Annotated in this window: 18 protein-coding genes; 9 read left to right on the top strand and 9 right to left on the bottom strand. The window is 67.9% G+C overall.

Features of this window, described 5'->3' with window-relative positions; genetic code table 11:
• Window positions 1–172 precede the first annotated feature (172 nt).
• Complete coding sequence (locus tag AB3147_RS24435; RefSeq protein ID WP_191579115.1) at window positions 173–598, bottom strand: organic hydroperoxide resistance protein; 426 nt, start codon at window positions 596–598, stop codon at window positions 173–175.
• 253 nt (window positions 599–851) lie between these two features.
• Here AB3147_RS24435 and AB3147_RS24430 point away from each other — a divergent pair, with 253 nt between their 5' ends.
• The gene (locus AB3147_RS24430; protein WP_367353198.1) at window positions 852–1,598 is read left to right on the top strand and encodes a 5'-methylthioadenosine/adenosylhomocysteine nucleosidase; all 747 of its coding nucleotides are present in this window, start codon (window positions 852–854) and stop codon (window positions 1,596–1,598) included.
• Window positions 1,599–1,607: 9 nt separating this feature from the next.
• On the opposite strand, the gene AB3147_RS24425 is transcribed toward AB3147_RS24430, so the two are convergent.
• The 3 genes from AB3147_RS24425 to AB3147_RS24415 form a co-directional block, all read right to left on the bottom strand.
• Window positions 1,608–2,933, bottom strand: a complete 1,326-nt coding sequence (locus AB3147_RS24425) for a sensor histidine kinase (protein WP_239211357.1) — start codon at window positions 2,931–2,933, stop codon at window positions 1,608–1,610.
• A complete protein-coding gene (locus tag AB3147_RS24420) occupies window positions 2,930–3,670 on the bottom strand; it encodes a response regulator (RefSeq protein ID WP_175122450.1) in 741 nt (246 codons plus the stop codon). Before AB3147_RS24420 ends, AB3147_RS24425 begins: the two co-directional genes overlap by 4 nt.
• Before the next feature lie 68 nt (window positions 3,671–3,738).
• The gene (locus AB3147_RS24415; RefSeq protein WP_255595163.1) at window positions 3,739–3,870 is read right to left on the bottom strand and encodes a hypothetical protein; all 132 of its coding nucleotides are present in this window, start codon (window positions 3,868–3,870) and stop codon (window positions 3,739–3,741) included.
• A gap of 173 nt (window positions 3,871–4,043) precedes the next feature.
• Here AB3147_RS24415 and AB3147_RS24410 point away from each other — a divergent pair, with 173 nt between their 5' ends.
• From AB3147_RS24410 to AB3147_RS24375, 8 genes are all read left to right on the top strand, one after another.
• Window positions 4,044–4,730 carry a cytochrome c biogenesis CcdA family protein gene (locus AB3147_RS24410; RefSeq protein ID WP_367353197.1) on the top strand — a complete coding sequence of 229 codons (687 nt, stop codon included), beginning with the start codon at window positions 4,044–4,046 and terminating at the stop codon, window positions 4,728–4,730.
• A 71-nt stretch (window positions 4,731–4,801) separates the two neighbouring features.
• Window positions 4,802–5,275 (top strand): thioredoxin family protein, encoded by a 474-nt coding sequence (locus AB3147_RS24405; protein ID WP_376784627.1) that lies wholly within the window; start codon window positions 4,802–4,804, stop codon window positions 5,273–5,275.
• A 143-nt stretch (window positions 5,276–5,418) separates the two neighbouring features.
• On the top strand, window positions 5,419–6,399 hold the full coding sequence (locus tag AB3147_RS24400) for a Bug family tripartite tricarboxylate transporter substrate binding protein (protein ID WP_175184697.1): 981 nt from the start codon (window positions 5,419–5,421) through the stop codon (window positions 6,397–6,399).
• 54 nt (window positions 6,400–6,453) lie between these two features.
• Window positions 6,454–7,413 (top strand): tripartite tricarboxylate transporter substrate binding protein, encoded by a 960-nt coding sequence (locus AB3147_RS24395; RefSeq protein WP_367353584.1) that lies wholly within the window; start codon window positions 6,454–6,456, stop codon window positions 7,411–7,413.
• Window positions 7,414–7,450: 37 nt separating this feature from the next.
• Complete coding sequence (locus AB3147_RS24390) at window positions 7,451–8,095, top strand: flavin reductase family protein (RefSeq protein ID WP_367353196.1); 645 nt, start codon at window positions 7,451–7,453, stop codon at window positions 8,093–8,095.
• Window positions 8,096–8,132: 37 nt separating this feature from the next.
• Entirely contained in the window at window positions 8,133–8,747 is a 615-nt protein-coding gene (locus AB3147_RS24385; protein ID WP_367353195.1) for a glutathione S-transferase family protein, read from the top strand.
• Between the two features lie 13 nt (window positions 8,748–8,760).
• Complete coding sequence (locus tag AB3147_RS24380) at window positions 8,761–9,372, top strand: carboxymuconolactone decarboxylase family protein (RefSeq protein WP_367353583.1); 612 nt, start codon at window positions 8,761–8,763, stop codon at window positions 9,370–9,372.
• Window positions 9,369–10,292 (top strand): amidohydrolase family protein, encoded by a 924-nt coding sequence (locus AB3147_RS24375; protein ID WP_367353194.1) that lies wholly within the window; start codon window positions 9,369–9,371, stop codon window positions 10,290–10,292. The genes AB3147_RS24380 and AB3147_RS24375 overlap by 4 nt, the downstream gene beginning before the upstream one ends.
• Before the next feature lie 22 nt (window positions 10,293–10,314).
• On the opposite strand, the gene AB3147_RS24370 is transcribed toward AB3147_RS24375, so the two are convergent.
• The 5 genes from AB3147_RS24370 to AB3147_RS24350 all read right to left on the bottom strand — a co-directional run bounded on the left by AB3147_RS24370 (window position 10,315) and on the right by AB3147_RS24350 (window position 16,759).
• Entirely contained in the window at window positions 10,315–11,277 is a 963-nt protein-coding gene (locus tag AB3147_RS24370; protein WP_175122457.1) for a LysR family transcriptional regulator, read from the bottom strand.
• A gap of 69 nt (window positions 11,278–11,346) precedes the next feature.
• Entirely contained in the window at window positions 11,347–12,321 is a 975-nt protein-coding gene (locus AB3147_RS24365; protein ID WP_367353193.1) for a Bug family tripartite tricarboxylate transporter substrate binding protein, read from the bottom strand.
• Between the two features lie 46 nt (window positions 12,322–12,367).
• A complete protein-coding gene (locus AB3147_RS24360) occupies window positions 12,368–14,731 on the bottom strand; it encodes an acyl-CoA dehydrogenase (RefSeq protein ID WP_367353192.1) in 2,364 nt (787 codons plus the stop codon).
• The gene (locus AB3147_RS24355; RefSeq protein ID WP_367353191.1) at window positions 14,728–15,951 is read right to left on the bottom strand and encodes a CaiB/BaiF CoA transferase family protein; all 1,224 of its coding nucleotides are present in this window, start codon (window positions 15,949–15,951) and stop codon (window positions 14,728–14,730) included. Before AB3147_RS24355 ends, AB3147_RS24360 begins: the two co-directional genes overlap by 4 nt.
• Before the next feature lie 10 nt (window positions 15,952–15,961).
• Window positions 15,962–16,759 carry an enoyl-CoA hydratase/isomerase family protein gene (locus AB3147_RS24350; protein ID WP_175122461.1) on the bottom strand — a complete coding sequence of 266 codons (798 nt, stop codon included), beginning with the start codon at window positions 16,757–16,759 and terminating at the stop codon, window positions 15,962–15,964.
• Window positions 16,760–16,773: the final 14 nt, after the last annotated feature.

The following is a 16,773-nucleotide window of genomic DNA, read 5'->3' as shown; positions in this document are numbered from 1 at the left end:
TAGCCCCGCGGGCGCGACATTGCGTGCTGGCGGCATTCTGCGCGGCGTACCGTTTTCAAGAGTACGCCTTTACTACGGCATCAGGAGCCATCCGAAGCGGTTGCGGATGGTATCCAGGACAAGAAAAAAAGCGGCCCGGAGGCCGCCGTAGCAAACAGGGACAATCCCCGCTTCAGACGATCTGGAATTGCACATCGATGTTGTCGCGAATCGCGCGCGAATAAGGGCACAACTGGTGCGCCGATTCGACCAGCAACTGCTTCTGCTCGCCGGTCAATCCCGGCAGCGAAACGGCCAGCGTGACGCCGAGCGCGAAGTTGGCGCCGTTATCGACCTTGCCCAGCGACACGCTGGCGTCGATGGCGATCTCGCGCGGCACGGTGATGTTGTGAGTGGCGCCGGCGCGCTTGATCGCGCCCATGAAGCAGGCCGAGTAGCCCACGCCAAAAAGCTGTTCGGGATTGGTGCCGGGCTTGCCGGATCCGGGCGTGCTCAGCGTGACGTCCAGCGCGCCGTCGCTGCTGCGTCCCGCGCCTTCGCGGCCGGCGGTGGTGTGGGTGTGGGCGGTGTAGAGAACCTGCTCGAGTTGCTTGGCCATGATGACTCCAGGATGGTCGGCGCGGCGGGGCCGTGCCGGTGGTTGAGAGCCTGCATTGCATCAAGCGGCTGTATCGGTCATGTGTCGGCGCCGGGGCGGGATGGCATCACCGCGTATCCAGAACCGGTCCGGATACGCTGCGATACAAACCGCCGTCATTGGCGGGCGCGGCGGCATTGGAGTATGTTGCGCGCTGGCGGCACGGGCCGCATTACGCAACGATCAAGCAACGATCACGGAAAAAGCACACATCATGGGACGTCTCGCCATCCTGGGCGCGCTGCACGAAGAAATCGCCGACCTGCTGGCGGCCATGGATCCCGGCGCCGAAACGCGCCGCATCGCCATGCGCGATTTTCAGGTGGGCACGCTGTGGGGCACGCCCTGCGTGATCGCGCTCAGCCGTATCGGCAAGGTGGCCGCGGCGGCGACGGCGTCCATCGTCATCCAGGAGTTCGGCGTGTCGCGCGTGCTGTTCACGGGCCTGGCGGGCGGGCTGCATCCGCAGGTGCGCGTCGGCGACATCGTCGTGGCGGATGCCTTGATGCAGCACGACATGGACGCGCGGCCCTTGTTCGGCCGCCATGAAATCCCGCTGCTGGGGCGCGAGCGCTTCGATGCCGATGCCGCGCTGAGTGCGTTGCTGCTGGATAGCGCACATGACTTCGCGGCCAAGGGCGGTTTACCGGGCGTGGCCGCCCAGCCGCGCGTTCACCACGGCCTGATCGCGACCGGCGACATTTTCGTCAACGACAACGATCTGGCGCACGAGCTGCGCCAGCGCCTGCCCGACGCGCTTTGCCTGGAAATGGAAGGTGCAGCGATGGCGCAGGTGTGTCACGAGTTCGGCGTGCCGTTTGCCGTGATGCGCGTGATCTCCGACAGCGCCGATCACGCGGCCAAGACGGACTTCACGGACTTCCTGGTGAACCTGGCACGGCTGTACACCGCCGGCATCCTGAAGCCGCTGCTGCAGTCGGGCGCGCTGCGCGACGCCTGACGATCAACACTACGCAGCCAGCGGCGCGATCCTGACTTCCGCCGACAGGCCGCCGCCTTCGCGGTTGGAAAGGATCAGCCTGCCGCCCAGCGCCTGTGCAAGCTGATGCGCAATGGCCAGTCCAAGGCCCGTCCCGCCCGTGTCCCGATTACGAGAGCTTTCCAGCCGGTAAAACGGTTGCAGCACCGCGTCCAGTTCGTCTGCCGGGATGCCCGGGCCGCGATCCAGCACATGGATGGATAGCGTCGCGTCGTCCCGTGCCGCCACACGCACTTCGGCGGCGCCCGCAAACTTCAGCGCGTTGTCGATGAGATTGCCCAGGATGCGCCGCAAGGCATGGGGGCGCGTCAACAGCGGCGGGACGGCGTCGCCCGACAGGGACACGTCCTTGCCCGTGTCCTGATAGTCGCAAACCAGACTGTCCAGAAAGGCATTCAGGTCGATCCGCGCAGGCTGCTCGGTCTTGCCGTGCGCGCTGCGCGCATAGTCGATGCCTTCGCGCACCAGCCGCTCGACTTCGTTCAGATCCTGCGCCAGCTTGTCCCGGTCAGCGGACGCATCCATGAACTCCGTGCGCAGTTTCATGCGGGTGATGGGCGTCTGCAGGTCGTGCGAGATGGCGCCCAGCATCTGCATGCGCTCGGCCAGATGCGCGGCGATGCGGTCCTGCATGGCATTGAAGGCGACGGCGGCGTGCGCGACTTCGGCCGGGCCCGCCTCGTCGAGCAGCGGGCTTTTGTGGTCGGGGTCCAGTTCCTCGGCGGCGCGGGCCAGGCGGGTCAGCGGACGCACGGCCAGTCGCACGGCCAGCCAGGCACAGCCGGCCAGCAGCAGCAACTGCACGCCCAGCACGCCAAACAGCCACGGCGCCGGCCGCATCCGCAGCAGTTCGATGTCCAGAATCGCGGGCTGGCCATCGGACAGCACGACACGCGCCTGGATGTGGCGCGGATCGTCGGCCATGGCTCGGACCGTGACGGGACGCTCCGGCCCCAGCGCGGCCTCGATCGACTGCGCGGCGGTGCGCGCGGCGTCCAGAGACAGCGGCTGATCGGCCTTGCCGTCGCCCAGCAGATACTGGCGGTTGTTGCTGGACAGGCGCGGCAGCCAGGCGGCGCGCTCGGCGGCGGGCAGGCGGTCCAGGATGTCCATGGCGATGGCGACGTCGCGTTCCAGGTCGCCCAGCATCATGTTGCGGGTGGCGCTGTAGCGTTCGTAGAACAGCGAGGCGAACGACAGGCCGTACGCCAGGATCAGCCCCGCCACGAAGATCAGGAACAGCCGCGCGACCAGCGTGCGGGGCCAGGCGTGGCGGCGCGGCGCGGCGGCACTCACGGTTCGCCTTCCGAGACTTCCACCGCCGCGGAAAACACGTAGCCTTCGCTGCGCACGGTCTTGATGTACAGGGGTTCGCGCGCATCTTCGCGCAGGCGCTGGCGCAGGCGGCTGACCAGGAGGTCGATCGAACGACCGAAGAAGTCGGCGTCGCGACCCTGCGTCAGGTTCAGCAGCTGGTCGCGGTTCAGCACGCGCTGCGGATGGTCCAGAAAGACGCGCAGCAGCCGGTACTCCGCGCCGCTGAGCGCCACGATGGTGCCTTCGGCGTCCAGCAGGTGCCGCGCCGTGGTGTCCAGCCGCCAGTTTCCAAAGCTGATCTCGCGGCCCGGCTCGGTCACCTGAAAGTTGGGCGGCAGCATGCGCGTGCGGCGCAGGATGGCCTTGATGCGCGCCAGCAGCTCGCGCGCCACGAACGGCTTGACCAGGTAATCGTCCGCGCCCATCTCCAGGCCCAGTACGCGGTCCATGTCGTCGCTGCGCGCCGTCAGCATCAGGATCGGGATGCGGCGGTGCTTGCCGCTGCGCAGTTCGCGGCACAGCACCAGGCCATCGTCGCCGGGCATCATGATGTCCAGCACGATCAGATCGACCGTCAGGTTCTCAAGCAGTTGCCGCATCTGCCGTCCGTCGGCGGCCAGCGTGACGGTCAGGCCGTTCTTGCGCAGAAAGCCGCCGGCCAGTTCGCGGATCTCGCGATCGTCGTCCACGATCATGACGTGGTCTATGTGGTCCATCTGCGGGTGCCTTCCTGGTGGGTGATGGCGCGCCCGGCGCGCCGGCGGGGTTCCGGAATTCTATAGGCCTAGCGCTCGCCCGGGGGCAGGGGATCGCGGCGCGGGCGGGTGTTGGAGATGAGCTGGCATTGGAAGGGCTTGGCGGCCTCGGCGGTGAAGCCGCCAAAGAGCAGCAGCAGGACGGCAAGAAAGCGTTTCATGAGGGACTCCGTTGCGGGGTGTGATCGGTTTATAGCGCCGGGGCGCCCGCGGAGTGTGTCGTACTGTATACGCCCTGGCGGCGGATACACGCGCTTGAAAAAATCCGCCGATCCGGCACATGCCGGATACGTGCCACGGGTGCAATGGGGTCACTTTCCAAAGGACGACCCCCATGGACCTCATCAACACCCCCATCGCGTTGCTTGCCGGCATGCTGACCATTGCGTCTCCCTGCGTGCTGCCCCTGTTGCCCGTGCTGCTGGGCACCTCGCTGGAACGGTCCGGCCGCCTGCGCCCCTTGTTTGTCGTGTCCGGCTTCGTGCTGGCGTTCGCCGGCCTGGGCATTGCCCTCAGTCTCATTTCCAATCTGAATGAACACGTGCATGAAGCCGTGCGCTCGACCTCGATCGTTCTGCTGGCGCTGTTTGGCCTGGTGCGGATCTGGCCCGACCCTTACGACCGGCTGATCGCCCGCGTCGGCGGCCCGTTGCAGCGCCTGGCGTCGGCGGGCGGCACGGGCAGCGGCAATGCGGGCGGCTTTGTGCTGGGTCTGTCGCTGGGCGCCGTGTGGACGCCGTGCGCGGGGCCGGTGCTGGCCTCGATCCTGGTGCTGGCGGCCAAGGCGCAGGACCTCGTGCAGTCCAGCACGCTGCTGCTGGTGTTCGCCATCGGCGCCGGCGTCCCGATGCTGGTGATCGCCTACGGCGGGCAGGCCATCGCCACCCGGGTGCGCGGCCTGTCGCGCTACACGCAGCGCTTGCAGCAGGGCTTTGGGGTGCTGCTCGTCCTGACCGCCATCGCCATTTACTTCCAGTACGACGTCCTGGCCTATGCCTGGATCACCAACCTCTTCGCCTGACCCTCAAGGAGATAACCATGTTTGCCACGTTCAAGAAGATTGCCCTGGGCGCGCTGATCGGCGCCTGCCTGATGCAGGGCGCCGCGCAGGCCGCCCCGGCCGCCGCACTCCCGGCCCCGGAATTCACCGGCATCGAAAAATGGCTCAACAGCGAGCCGCTGACGATGGAATCGCTGCGCGGCAAGGTCGTGCTGGTGGATTTCTGGACCTACACCTGCATCAACTGCATCCGCACGCTGCCCTACGTCACGAGCTGGTATCAGAAGTACAAGGATCAGGGCCTGGTCGTCGTGGGTGTGCACACGCCGGAGTTTCCGTTTGAACGGTCGACCCCGAATGTGGAAAAGGCGCTGCAACGCTTCGGCATCACGTATCCGGTCGCGCAGGACAACCGCTACGCCACCTGGACGGCCTACCGCAACCAGTATTGGCCCGCGGCGTACCTGATCGACAAGCAGGGCAAGGTGGTCTATAGCCACTTCGGCGAAGGCCGGTACAAGGAGACCGAGGCGGAGATCCAGCGGCTGCTGGCCCAACCCGGCTGAGCCCGGACCAAGGCCCGGAAGAAACCCGGGCCAATCCCCCCCCTCCAAACCCCGCGCAAACCAGATATGCGATCCCGCGCATAGCCCCGACCCCGCCCCGCGCCTACCATGCTGCAAACACAAGAACGAAGTTTGGAGACAGCATGAAGATCGTTAGCGCGCTGACCGCGGCCGGGCTTTTGCTCGGCGCGGGTCTGTTTTCCGCGGCTGGGGCCGCGGGTTCCTATCCCGACCGGCCCCTGCGGCTGGTCGTTCCCTTTCCGGCCGGCGGGGCCACCGACCTGATGGCTCGGGCGCTGGCGCAAGGGCTGGGCGAGAAGCTGGGCCAGTCCGTGGTGGTGGAAAACCGGGGCGGGGCGGGGGGCTCGATCGGGGCCGAGGCGGTGGCGACCGCCGCGCCGGACGGCTACACCCTGCTGTATTCGACGATGGGCGTGCTGACGATCAATCCGTCGCTGTACGCCAAGCTGCGCTATGACCCGCAAAAGAGCTTTGCGCCGGTCTCGCTGACCAACCTGACCGCCAACCTGCTGGTGGTGAACCCGGCGCTGAAGGTGAACTCCGTGACGGAGCTTGCCGAGCTTGCCCGCCGCCAGCCCGGCGAGCTGACCTTCAGTTCTTCGGGCAACGGCACGACCAGCCATCTGGCCGGCGAGATGTTCAAGTCCACCGCAGGCGTGGACATCCGCCACATTCCGTACAAGGGCACGTCCGGCGCGATCAACGACTTCATGGCCGGCCGCATCTCGATGATGATCGACACCTCGTCCAATTTCGTGGAGCAGGTCAAGGACGGCAAGGTCAAGGCCTTGGGCGTGACGAGCCGCAAGCGCCTGGCGGCGTTGCCCGACGTGCCGTCGATCTCGGAGACGCCGGGTTTCGAGGACTACGAAGTCAGCCTGTGGTCAGGCGTGCTGGCGCCCGCGGGCACGCCGCGCGCCATCATCGATCGGCTCAACGCGGACATCAAAACCGTGATGACGGCGCCGCAGATGGTCGAGCGCATGGCGGGCTACGGCATTCAGACCACGTACAGCACCCCCGAGGAATTCTCCGAACGCATCCGCGCCGACACGCAGAAGTGGGCGCGCATCATCGACGCGTCCGGCGCGCGCGCGGACTGAGCGCCGGCCCGCCTGGCCATCGCATCTCCAACCAACGGAACGACCATGCCTTCGATGATCCGAGCTTTGCTGGCGGCGGCTGCCGCACTGTCCTTCGCGTCCGCCCCGGCCGCCGCCGCGTACCCAGACCATCCCATCACGTTGATCAATCCGTACGCCGCCGGCGGTCCGGCCGACGTGGTGGCGCGCAGCCTGGCGCGCGCGCTGGAAAAGCGCCTGGGCCAGCCGGTCGTGGTCGAGAACAAGCCGGGCGGCGGCGCATCCATCGGAACGGGCTTCGTGGCGCGCGCCAAGCCGGACGGCTACACGCTGCTGCTCGGCACGTCGGCCGGTCACGTCGTGACGCCGCTGATGCAGAAGACGATATACGACGGCATCCAGGGCTTCGAGTTCTGCTCGGTGGTGGCGGTGCAGCCCATCATGCTGGTCGTCAACCCGTCGCGCGGCATCAGGACGGTGCCTGACCTGATCGCCCGCGCCAAGGCGGAACCCGGCAAGCTCAGCTACGGGTCGGCGGGCGTCGGAGGGGCCACGCACCTGGGCGCGGAACTGTTCCAGCAGGCCGCGCACGTGCAGCTCAATCACATTCCCTATGCCGGCGCGTCGCCTGCGATCAACGACGCGGTGGGCGGGCAGATCGACCTGGCCATGTTGAACCTGTCCGCCAGCCTGCCGTTCATCCGCCAGGGCCGGCTGGTGCCGTTGGCGTATGCGGCCGACAAGCGCTCGCCGCTGTTGCCCGACGTGCCCACGCTGGACGAGGCCGGCGTGAAAGGGGCGCAGGCCGCCACCTGGTACAGCCTGGCCGCGCCTGCCGGCACGCCGCCGGACATCGTGCAGAAGCTGAGCGACACCGTCCGAAGCGTGAACGACGATCCCGACTACCGCCGCATCATGCAGGACCAGGCGATAGAGTTGATGGCGCTGTCTCCCCAAGATGCCGGCGCCTACGTCCGGAAGGACCGCGCCGACATGCACCGGCTGCTGGGCACACTGGGGCTGCTGGCCAAATGACCCCCCACTTTCCTGCGCCGCGAAAGGCGCCCGCACCATGAACTTCGACTTCAGCAAGCTGGCCTCGGCCGACGCCTTCAAGCTGCTCTCCAGCGTGGTCGTCCCCCGGCCCATCGCGTGGGTGGTCAGCCAGTCGGAAGCGGGCGTGCGCAATGCCGCGCCGTTCTCGTTCTTCAACGTGGTCAGCAGCGACCCGCCCATCGTCGCGCTGGGCATCGGACCGCGCGGCGGGCAATTGAAGGACACCTCGCGCAACATCCTGCAGACGCGGCAGTTCGTGATCAACCTGGTGTCCGCGGAGCTGGCCGAACAGATGAATCACACCAGCCTGGACTACGACGCCGGCATTGACGAACTGGCGCGCGCCGGGCTGGCGACCGAACCGTCCCTGATCGTGGCGCCGCCGCGCATCGCGCAGAGTCCGGCCGCGCTGGAATGCGAGGTCTGGCAGGTGCTGGACGCGGCGCCGCAGCGCGTGATCGTGCTGGCGCGGGTGGTGGCGCTGTACCTGCGGGATGACGCCTTGCTCGATGCCGGCAAGTTCTATGTGGACACGCCCGCGCTGCGCCTGCTGGGCAGCATGCACGGCGCGGGCTGGTACGCGCATACCAGCGATCTTTTTCAGATGCGCACGCCCGACGCGGCCAACGATCCCGCCGTGCGGCCCGCGCAGGGGCATTGAATGCCCCGCAGACCTTGAACCCTTTTGGAGCCTGTCGATGAAACTGCATTGGTCGCCACGATCGCCCTTCGTGCGCAAGGTGATGATCGTCATTCACGAGGCCGGCATCGAGGACCGCGTGGCGCTGGTGCGCACGCCGGTCGCGATGGACAAGCCCAACCTGGATCTGGTGCCGGACAACCCGCTCATCAAGCTGCCGACGCTGGTGCTGGAAGACGGCACGGCGTTGTACGACTCGCGCGTCATCTGCGCCTACCTGGACACGCTGACGGGCTGCGGCCTGTTGCCGGACGATGCTCAGGCTCGCCTGACCGCCGAACGCCGCCAGGCCCTGGGAGACGGTTTCCTGGACGCGCTGCTGCTGTTCCGCCAGGAACGCAACAAGCCCGCCGAGCGCCAGACGCCCGCCTGGCTGGATGCCTTCGCGCTGAAGACCAAAGCCGTGCTGGCCGCGCTGGAAGCGGAAGCGCCGGCGTTGCAGGCCAGCCGCTTCGACCTGGGCCTGATCGCCATCGGTTGCGCGCTGTCCTACATGGACTATCGTTTCCCGGACATCGCCTGGCGCGACGATCATCCGGCGTTGGCGGCCTGGCATGCGCGATTTGCCGCGCGGCCGTCCGTGATGCGCACGCAGCCCGACGAAACCCCCTAGAGAGAGGACGATGATGAGCCGTATCCCGCTGCCTACGCCCGACAGCATGACCGACGACCAGAAGCGCGTGTACGAGAAGATCGTCTCCGGTCCGCGTGGCCGACTTGTCGGCCCCTTGCGCGCCGCGCTGCACAGCCCTGAGCTTGCCGAACGCTGGCAGGCGCTGGGCGCGCTGCTGCGCTTTGGCACCAGCCTGCCCGCGCGTGTCAGCGAGCTTGCCATCGTGGTGACGGCGCGCCGCTGGAACAGCCAGATCGAATGGCACATCCATGCGCAGGCGGCTCGCGCCGCCGGCATTGCGGATGCCGTTCTGGATGCCATCCAGGCCCGCGCGACGCCCGTGTTCGATAACCGAGACGACGAGATCGTCTACGAATTCGCCCGCCAGATCCAGGAAACGGGACAGGTTGATCCGAAGCTGTATGCGCAGGCTGTGGAACGCTGGGCCGCCGTTGGCGTGGTGGAACTGACCGCTGTGATCGGCTACTACACGATGGTGTCCATGACGCTGAACGCGCACGAGATCCCGATGCCCGACGACGCGCCGCCGCCGCTCGATACGCCGGCGCAGGATGGCGCGCCGGCGCTCAGCCGCCTGGCGCCGCTGGCCGGGAGCGCATCATGAGCGCCGCCGGCAATCCCAACCCCGGCGCGCAGGCGCGCGCCTACGTGCCGGACAGCGTGGAGACGCCGCGCATGCCCGTGACACCCCGCCATACGCTGCCGGCGGGGGCGTGCGATACGCATTGCCACGTCTTCGGGCCCTACGAACGCTTTCCCTTGCAGCATCCGTCGTCCTACGCCGCGCCGGACGCGCCGGCCGAACGCTATCTGCGCATGCTGGACACGCTGGGCGCCGCGCGGGGCGTGCTGGTGCAACCGGCGCCCTACGGGACGAATCCGGACGCGTTGCTGGCCGCCGTGGCGCAGGGCGGAGAGCGCCTGCGCGGAATTGCCGTGGCGGATCCCACGGCCACCGATGCGCAATTGCAGGCCCTTTACGACGGCGGCGTGCGCGGCCTGCGCTTTGTCGAGGCGCGCGATCCGGCGGGCAACCTGTTTGCCGGCAGCGTGGGATTCGATCAGGTGGCGGCGCTTGCGCCGCGCATGAAGCGGTTCGGCCTGCATGCGCAGCTTTGGGCGCCGTGCGATACCTACCTGCGCCATCTGCCTGCACTGGCCAAGCTGGATCTGCCGCTGGTCATCGACCACCTGGGCAGCCTCGTGCCCGCGCGCGGCGCCGAGGACCCGGTGTTCCAGATGCTGCACGGCCTGCTGGCCGATGGACGGATCTGGATGAAGCTGACCGTATGCCGGGTGGGCGCCGCGCCTGACTACGAAAACGCGCGCGGCATCCACGACGCCTTCACCCGCGCCAATCCGGACCAGGTGCTGTGGGGGTCGGATTGGCCTTTTGTGCGCATGGGCGCGGCGGCGCCGTCAGCCGATGCGCTGGTGGATCTGGCGCACGATTGGCTGGGCAACGACGCGTTGCGCAGGAAGGTGTGGGTGGATAACCCCGCGCGCCTGTACGGATTCAGGTAAGCGCCGGCACGCCGGTCCGGGTTTACGGGCTGGCGTGCCAGACGCCTTCGCCGCCGATCTCGCGCACCAGCGTTTGGATCTGGGAGGCCACCTCCATGACCGTGCGGCCCGGCCCCTTCGAGCGCGAGAACGCCATGGAGACGATGCGGCTCATCGTCGGATCGCGCAGCGCGGCAATGCTGAGGCGGCCTTCCTGCACCTCCTGCCATACCGCGTGCAGCGGCAGCACGGTGTACATCTTTTCGTGTTCGACGATGGACTTCATCAACGGCAGGGAGTCGGCCTCGATCAGCGGAGAGATGGCGATCTTGCGCGCCCGCGCCAGACCGTCCAGCGCGTTGCGCAAGCCGTTGGGCGCGCCCGGCAGGATGAAGGGCAGGCCATCGAGCTTGTCGAAGGTGATCTCGCCCGCCTGTGTGCGCGCGTCGCCCGCGGCGCCGACCAGGTACGAGTCCACGGAGGCCAGCGCCTGTTCGCCGGGCGGGCATTTGTCGCCGTAGCGATAAAGAATGGCGATGTCCACGCGGCTGTCGGTCAGCCATTCCTCGATCTGGCCGCTGGAGCCTTCCAGGATCTTGAGATGCACCTTCGGGAATTGCTCGCGCAGCCGGGAAAACAGCCTGCGGATGAGCGGGTGCGCGGTTGAAGGCAACAGTCCCAGCGTGACCTCGCCGGCAGGCTCGCGCGCCTCGCCGTTCAGTTCCATTTCCAGGCGTTCGGCGTCGCCCAGCAGCGTCTGCACCAGCGGGAACAGGCGCTCGCCCACTTCGGACAGGTTCACGCCGCGCCCGGTGCGGTTGAAGAGCCGCGCATTGCACTCGCGCTCGAGCGCATTGATGCGGCGGCTCAGCACCGACTGGTCCTGGTCCAGGTACAGCGCCGCGCGCGTGATGCTGCCCAGTTCCGCGATGGCCAGGAAGGCCCGCCATTTATGAAGGTCGGCGGTCAGGTCCAGGCTCAGGCCCGTGGCTTTTGCTGATGGCATGGTCGATGGCGCAGGTCGGCAGTCGTGGGAATCGGCATAAGCGTACGGCAAAAGCGCACGGGCATGGCGTTATTGCAGGCCAAGCTTGCCGCGCTTGATGACCTCGCCCCACTTCTTCGATTCCGTCTCCATCAGCGTTCGGTATGCGTCGGGCGTGGTCGCGACGGGGATGGCGCCCTGGTCGATCATCTTCTGCCGCAGGACCGGGTCGGCCAGGGATTTTGCGATCGCGTCGGACATCTTGTCGACGATGTCCTTGGGCGTGCCGGTGGGCGCGATGACGCCGTAGTTGGATTCCACGATGATGCCGGGAAAGCCGGCCTCCTTGGTGGTGGGTACGTCGGGCAGGCCCTCGAAGCGTTCCGGGCTGGCCACGGCCAGCGCGCGCAGCTTGCCCGCCTTGATGAAGCCCAGCGCGGCGGACGCGTCGCCGGGGAACATCTGCACCTCGTTGGACAGCAGCGCGGTGACTGCGGGCGCGGCGCCCTTGTAGGGCACATGCATGATGTCGATGGCGGTCTGCTGCTTGAGCAGTTCGCCGCCCAGGTGCGGCGTCGTCACGTTGCCGGCCGAGCCGTAGTTGTATTTGCCGGGCTGCTTCTTGGCGCTGTCGACAAAAGCGGCCAGGGTGGTGTCCGGCAACGACGGATTGACCATGATGACCTGCGGAATGCGCGCGACCAGCGACACGTATTGGATTTTGGACACGTCGTACGGCACCTTCATGACGTGAGGCAAACCGGTGATCGCGCCCGGCACGCCGAAGCCGAAGGTATTGCCGTCGGGCGTGGCGCGCACGGTGGCGTCGACACCGATGGTGCCGCTGGCGCCGGCCTTGTTCTCGATGACGATGGTTTGCCCGAGGCGCTCGCCCAGAGACGGCGCAAGCAGGCGCGCCAGGTTGTCCACCGAGCCGCCGGGCGGGTAGGGCACGATCAGCCGGATCGGCTGGCTTGGCCAGGGCTGGGCTGCGAGCGCGGCGGGCGCGGCGGCGACGCCGCCCAGGATCATTGCCGCCACCGTCAGTGCGGTTGCTTTCTTCATGTGTCTCTCTCCGGATGCGCCGGCTCGGGCCGGCGCGTTGTCGTTGTCAGGCGCCTTGCAGGCCCAGGACCTGCTTGGCGTAGATGTTGCGCTGGATCTCGTTGGTGCCGCTGAAGATGGTGGCCGCCAGGGCGTTGGTATAGGGCGCCAGCGCCTGCGCGCCGCTGCCGCCATAGCTCAGGCGCATTGCCGCGCCGCCATATTCTTCGGCGATCTGGATCAGCAGGGCGCCCAGCCGCTCGTGGGTTTCGGTGGCCCAGATCTTCAGGAGCGACAGTTCCGGCGGCAGCGGAAGTCCGGCTTTGGCCATGTCCGCAAACACGCGGTACATCGCGGTCAGGTCGGCGCTGTCCAGCCGCAACTCGGCCAGCCGGTCGGCGAACGCCGGATCGGCCAGCAGGCCGCGCTGGCGCGCCAGACTGAAGATCTGTTGCAGGGCGTGGCTTGCGTGCTTGGGGCTGCCGCTGAACAGACGCTCGAAGCCGAGCAAGGCCTTGGCGATTCCCCAGCCCGCGTTGAGTTCGCCGACCACGTTGCCGCGCGGCACGCGGACCTGGTCGAAGAAGACCTCGCAGAACTCCTCGTGACCCGACAGCGTGCGGATCGGCCGGCGGCTGACGCCCGGACTGCTCAGATCGACCAGCAGGAAACTGATGCCTGCCTGCTTCTTGACGGTCTTGTCGGTGCGCACCAGCATGAACATGTGCGTCGCGTCCTGCGCCAGCGTGGACCAGGTCTTCTGGCCGGTGACGACCAGTTCGTCGCCGTCGATCACCGCCTCGCAGCGCAGCGAGGCCAGATCCGATCCCGCGTCGGGTTCCGAGTAGCCCTGCGCCCACACCGCCTCGCCGGACAGGATGCCCGGCAGAAACCGCGCGCGCTGCGCGTCCGTGCCGTGGCGGATGAGGATGGGACCCAGCATGACCAGGCCCTGGTCCGGCGCGCGCGCCACGCCGTAGCGTTCGGCTTCTTCGATGAACGCGATCTGCCGGGCGGGAGACAGCGCCATGCCGCCATGCTCGCGCGGCCACGACGGTGCGATCCAGCCCTGGCGCGACAAGGTGAAGTACCACGCCTTGATCTCATCCCAATGCAGCCGCCACGGCACGTGCCGCAGGTGATCTGGGTAATGCGCGCGGAAGAAGCGGCGCAGCAGCTTGCGGAACGCCGTTTCCGGCATGGCGTTCCAGTCTGCCTCGCGCGGGAACTCCATGGCGTCCAGGCCTGGCGTTGAGCCCTCCGGTGCGTCCTCTGCCGTATCGTCCGCCTCCGGCGCCGGGTCGGCTGCCAGCACGCCATAACGCTGACGATGCGCCGTGGCGTTGCCCAGCCAGGCGGCCAGGTGCAGGGCGCTGCGGAAGTACAGGCTGACGTCGCATTCGTCGGTGTAGCCGATGGCGCCGTGCAGCTGAATGGCCAGCCGCGCCGCATCGATGCCGGCGCGCGCTGCACGGGCCTTGACCCGGCTGGCCGCCGCCTTGCGGGCCTTGGCGTCGTCCGGCGCCGCGGCAATGGTGTTCAGTGCGTCCAGCAGACTGTTGGACGCCAGCTCGACCTGCAGGGTCGCGTCGACCAGTCGGTGCTGCAGCGCCTGGAATGACGAGAGCGTCTGGCCGAACTGCTTGCGCGTATTCAAGTAGGCGACCGAATCGGCCAGCACCTGCCGCGCGACGCCCACCAGTTCCGCGGACTGCATCAGGCGGCCGTAGTCCAGCGCCTCGTCAACGGCGTCCAGCACGCCCTCGCGCGCCAGCAACGCTTCGCCGCCAACCACCGCGGACTCGATCGTCAAATGGCAGGCCGGCGAGCCGTCCGCGCGTTCGTGCGTCTGCACCGTGACGCCGGGCGTGCCGGCCGGCAGATAGAACAGCGCAGACCCCGTTTCGCCATCGGCCGTGACGAGCCAGCCGTCCACGTCCGCGCCGGGGACGACGTGGCGCTTTTCGCCGTTCAGCACATAGGCGCCTTCGCGCGCGGTGACCGTGACGCCAAACGCCCCGGCGGATTCGCCGGCTTCGAGCTGTCCTTCGGTTTCCTGCCAGGCGAGGCCAACCCGTTTTTCACCGGCGCACAAGGCTTGCAGCAACGCGTCTCGGACGGTGCCATCGCCCGCCGGATTGATGCGCGCCAGCAGCGCCGTGCTCAGCACACCCGCCCCGACAAGCGGTTCGGGCAACTGGGCGCGGCCCGCTTCTTCCAGCACGGCGGCCATCGCGTGCCAGCCCAGACCCAAACCGCCCAGCGCTTCGGGCACGCTCATGCCCAGCCAGCCGACGGCGGCAATCTCCTGCCAGTACGCGCGCTCGCCGCCCGGGGTGCGGCGCTTGCGCTGCCGCTGGTCGCGGCGTTGCAGGAAGTCGCGCGCGCTGTCGCGGATTTCCTCGATCAGTTCGTGGTCGGCGGCGCTCATACGATGCCCTCGGCATGCAGGCGCTTGATCGCTTCGGCGGACAGGCCAAGTTCGGCGCGCAGGATGTCGGCCGTGTGCTCGCCCAGCATGGGCGGGGGCAGACCGGCGGCGATCGGCGTGGCGGAAAAGTGAATCGGGTTGCGGACGATCGGCATGCTGCCCAGCGCGGGATGGTCCACGCTGCCCAGCACCTGCCGATGGCGCACCTGCGGGTCCTCGAACACCTGATCCATCGTGTAGATCGGGCCGCAGGGGACGTTGGCGGCCGCCAGGGCCTGGTTCCAGTCCGCGACGGTTCGCGCCCGCATCGCGGGCTCGATCAGCCGCGACAGATCGGCCTGCGCCGCCGCGCGCTTGGGATTCGTGTCAAAGCGTGGGTCGTCGGCGAGCGCGGGCAAACCGATGACCTGGCAGAAGCTGCGGAATTGCGAGTCGTTGCCCACGGCGACCATCAGATGTCCGTCCCGGCATTCGAAGGCACGGAACGGCGCGGTGATCTGCGAGGCCGAGCCCATGCGGGCGGGCAGCTGACCGCTGGCCAGATAGTTCATGCCGATGTGCGAGATGGCCGCGATCTGCGCGTCCAGCAGCGCCAGGTCGATGTGCTGACCTACGCCGGAGATCTGGTCGCGGTGCCGCAGCGCGGCAAGAATGGCCGACACCGCATAGAAGCCCGCGGTCAGGTCGGAAACGGAATAACCCGCCTTGACCGGCCCGGCGCCCGGCTCGCCGTCCGGCACACCCGTCACGCTCATCAGCCCGCTCATGGACTGGAAGATCGGATCGTAGCCCGGCAGGTGGCTGTAGGGGCCGGTCTGGCCGAAGCCGGTGATGGAGCAATACACCAGCCGCGGGTTCAGGGCCGACAGCGAAGCGTAGTCCAGTCCGTAGCGCTTCAGGTCGCCCGCCTTGAAGTTCTCGATGACGATGTCGGCCTTCTGCGCAAGCTGGCGCACCAGCGCCTGGCCTTCGGGCCGCGAGATATCGAGCGTCACGGATTTCTTGCCGCGGTTCATCGCGACGAACGACGAGGTTTCCCGGCTGGGCTTGCCGTCGCGGTCCGGCATGGGATAGCCCTGGTGCCGCACGTCGTCGCCGCGGCCGGGGCGCTCCACCTTGATGACCTCGGCGCCGAAGTCGGCCAGCATCTGCGCGGCCCACGGCCCGGAAAAAACCCGGCTCAGGTCCAGGACCTTCACGCCTTCCAATGCACTGGTCATGTCGGCTCCCTTATTTGCCCTGGAACACCGGCGCGCGCTTTTCCAGGAACGCGCGGCGCGCCTCCTGCGCGTCCTCGGTCTTGGCGATGGCCGCCGTCATGTCCTGTTCGTAGCGGTAGCCGTCGCGCAGGCTCATGTCTTCGATGGCGTTGAGGGTCTGCTTGGCCAGCACGGTCGCCAGCGGACTCTTGGAGGCCAGCTCGCGCGCCAGTTCCATGGCGCGGTCCATCAACGCATCGGCGGGCACGGCGGCTTCGACGATGCCCAGGCGATAAAGCTCGTCGCCGTCGACGCGCAGGCCGGTCAGCATCATCCGGCGCAGGCGGGAGTGGCCGAAGAGCCGCATGCCATGGCGGCCCCCGCCCAGCAGCCCGACATTGATCTCCGGCAGTCCCACGACGGCGGTGGACGCGGCGATCAGGATGTCGCAAGAGGCCACGATGGCCAGCCCCGCACCCAGCGCCGCGCCGTTGATCGCGCCCACCACGGGCTTGGCGCATTCACGGATGGCATGAAAGCACTCCCGCGTGCGGCGTGAATGCTGCGGCAGGTCGCCCGGCCCCTTGATCGTCTCGCCGCGGCTCTTCAGGTCGGCGCCGGCGCAGAAGATCTTGCCCTGGCCCGACAGCACCACCGCCCGCACCTCGGGCGTCTCCGAAATGCGGTCCAGCACCCATGACAGCTCGTTCATCATGTCGGTGCTGAGCGCGTTCACGGGCGGATTGGCCAGCAGGATGGTGGCGACCCCGTCGGCGATCGTGACGTCCAGCGCGCGGTAGGGTCCAGCCAGGTTCTCCGGCATGCTCATGTCTCTCTCCTTTT

The sequence above is a fragment of the Achromobacter animicus genome (genome assembly GCF_040775605.1).
Taxonomy (GTDB): domain Bacteria; phylum Pseudomonadota; class Gammaproteobacteria; order Burkholderiales; family Burkholderiaceae_B; genus Achromobacter; species Achromobacter animicus.
Note: the sequence above shows the minus strand (reverse complement) of the source record. Positions and strands in the feature narration are given on the sequence as shown.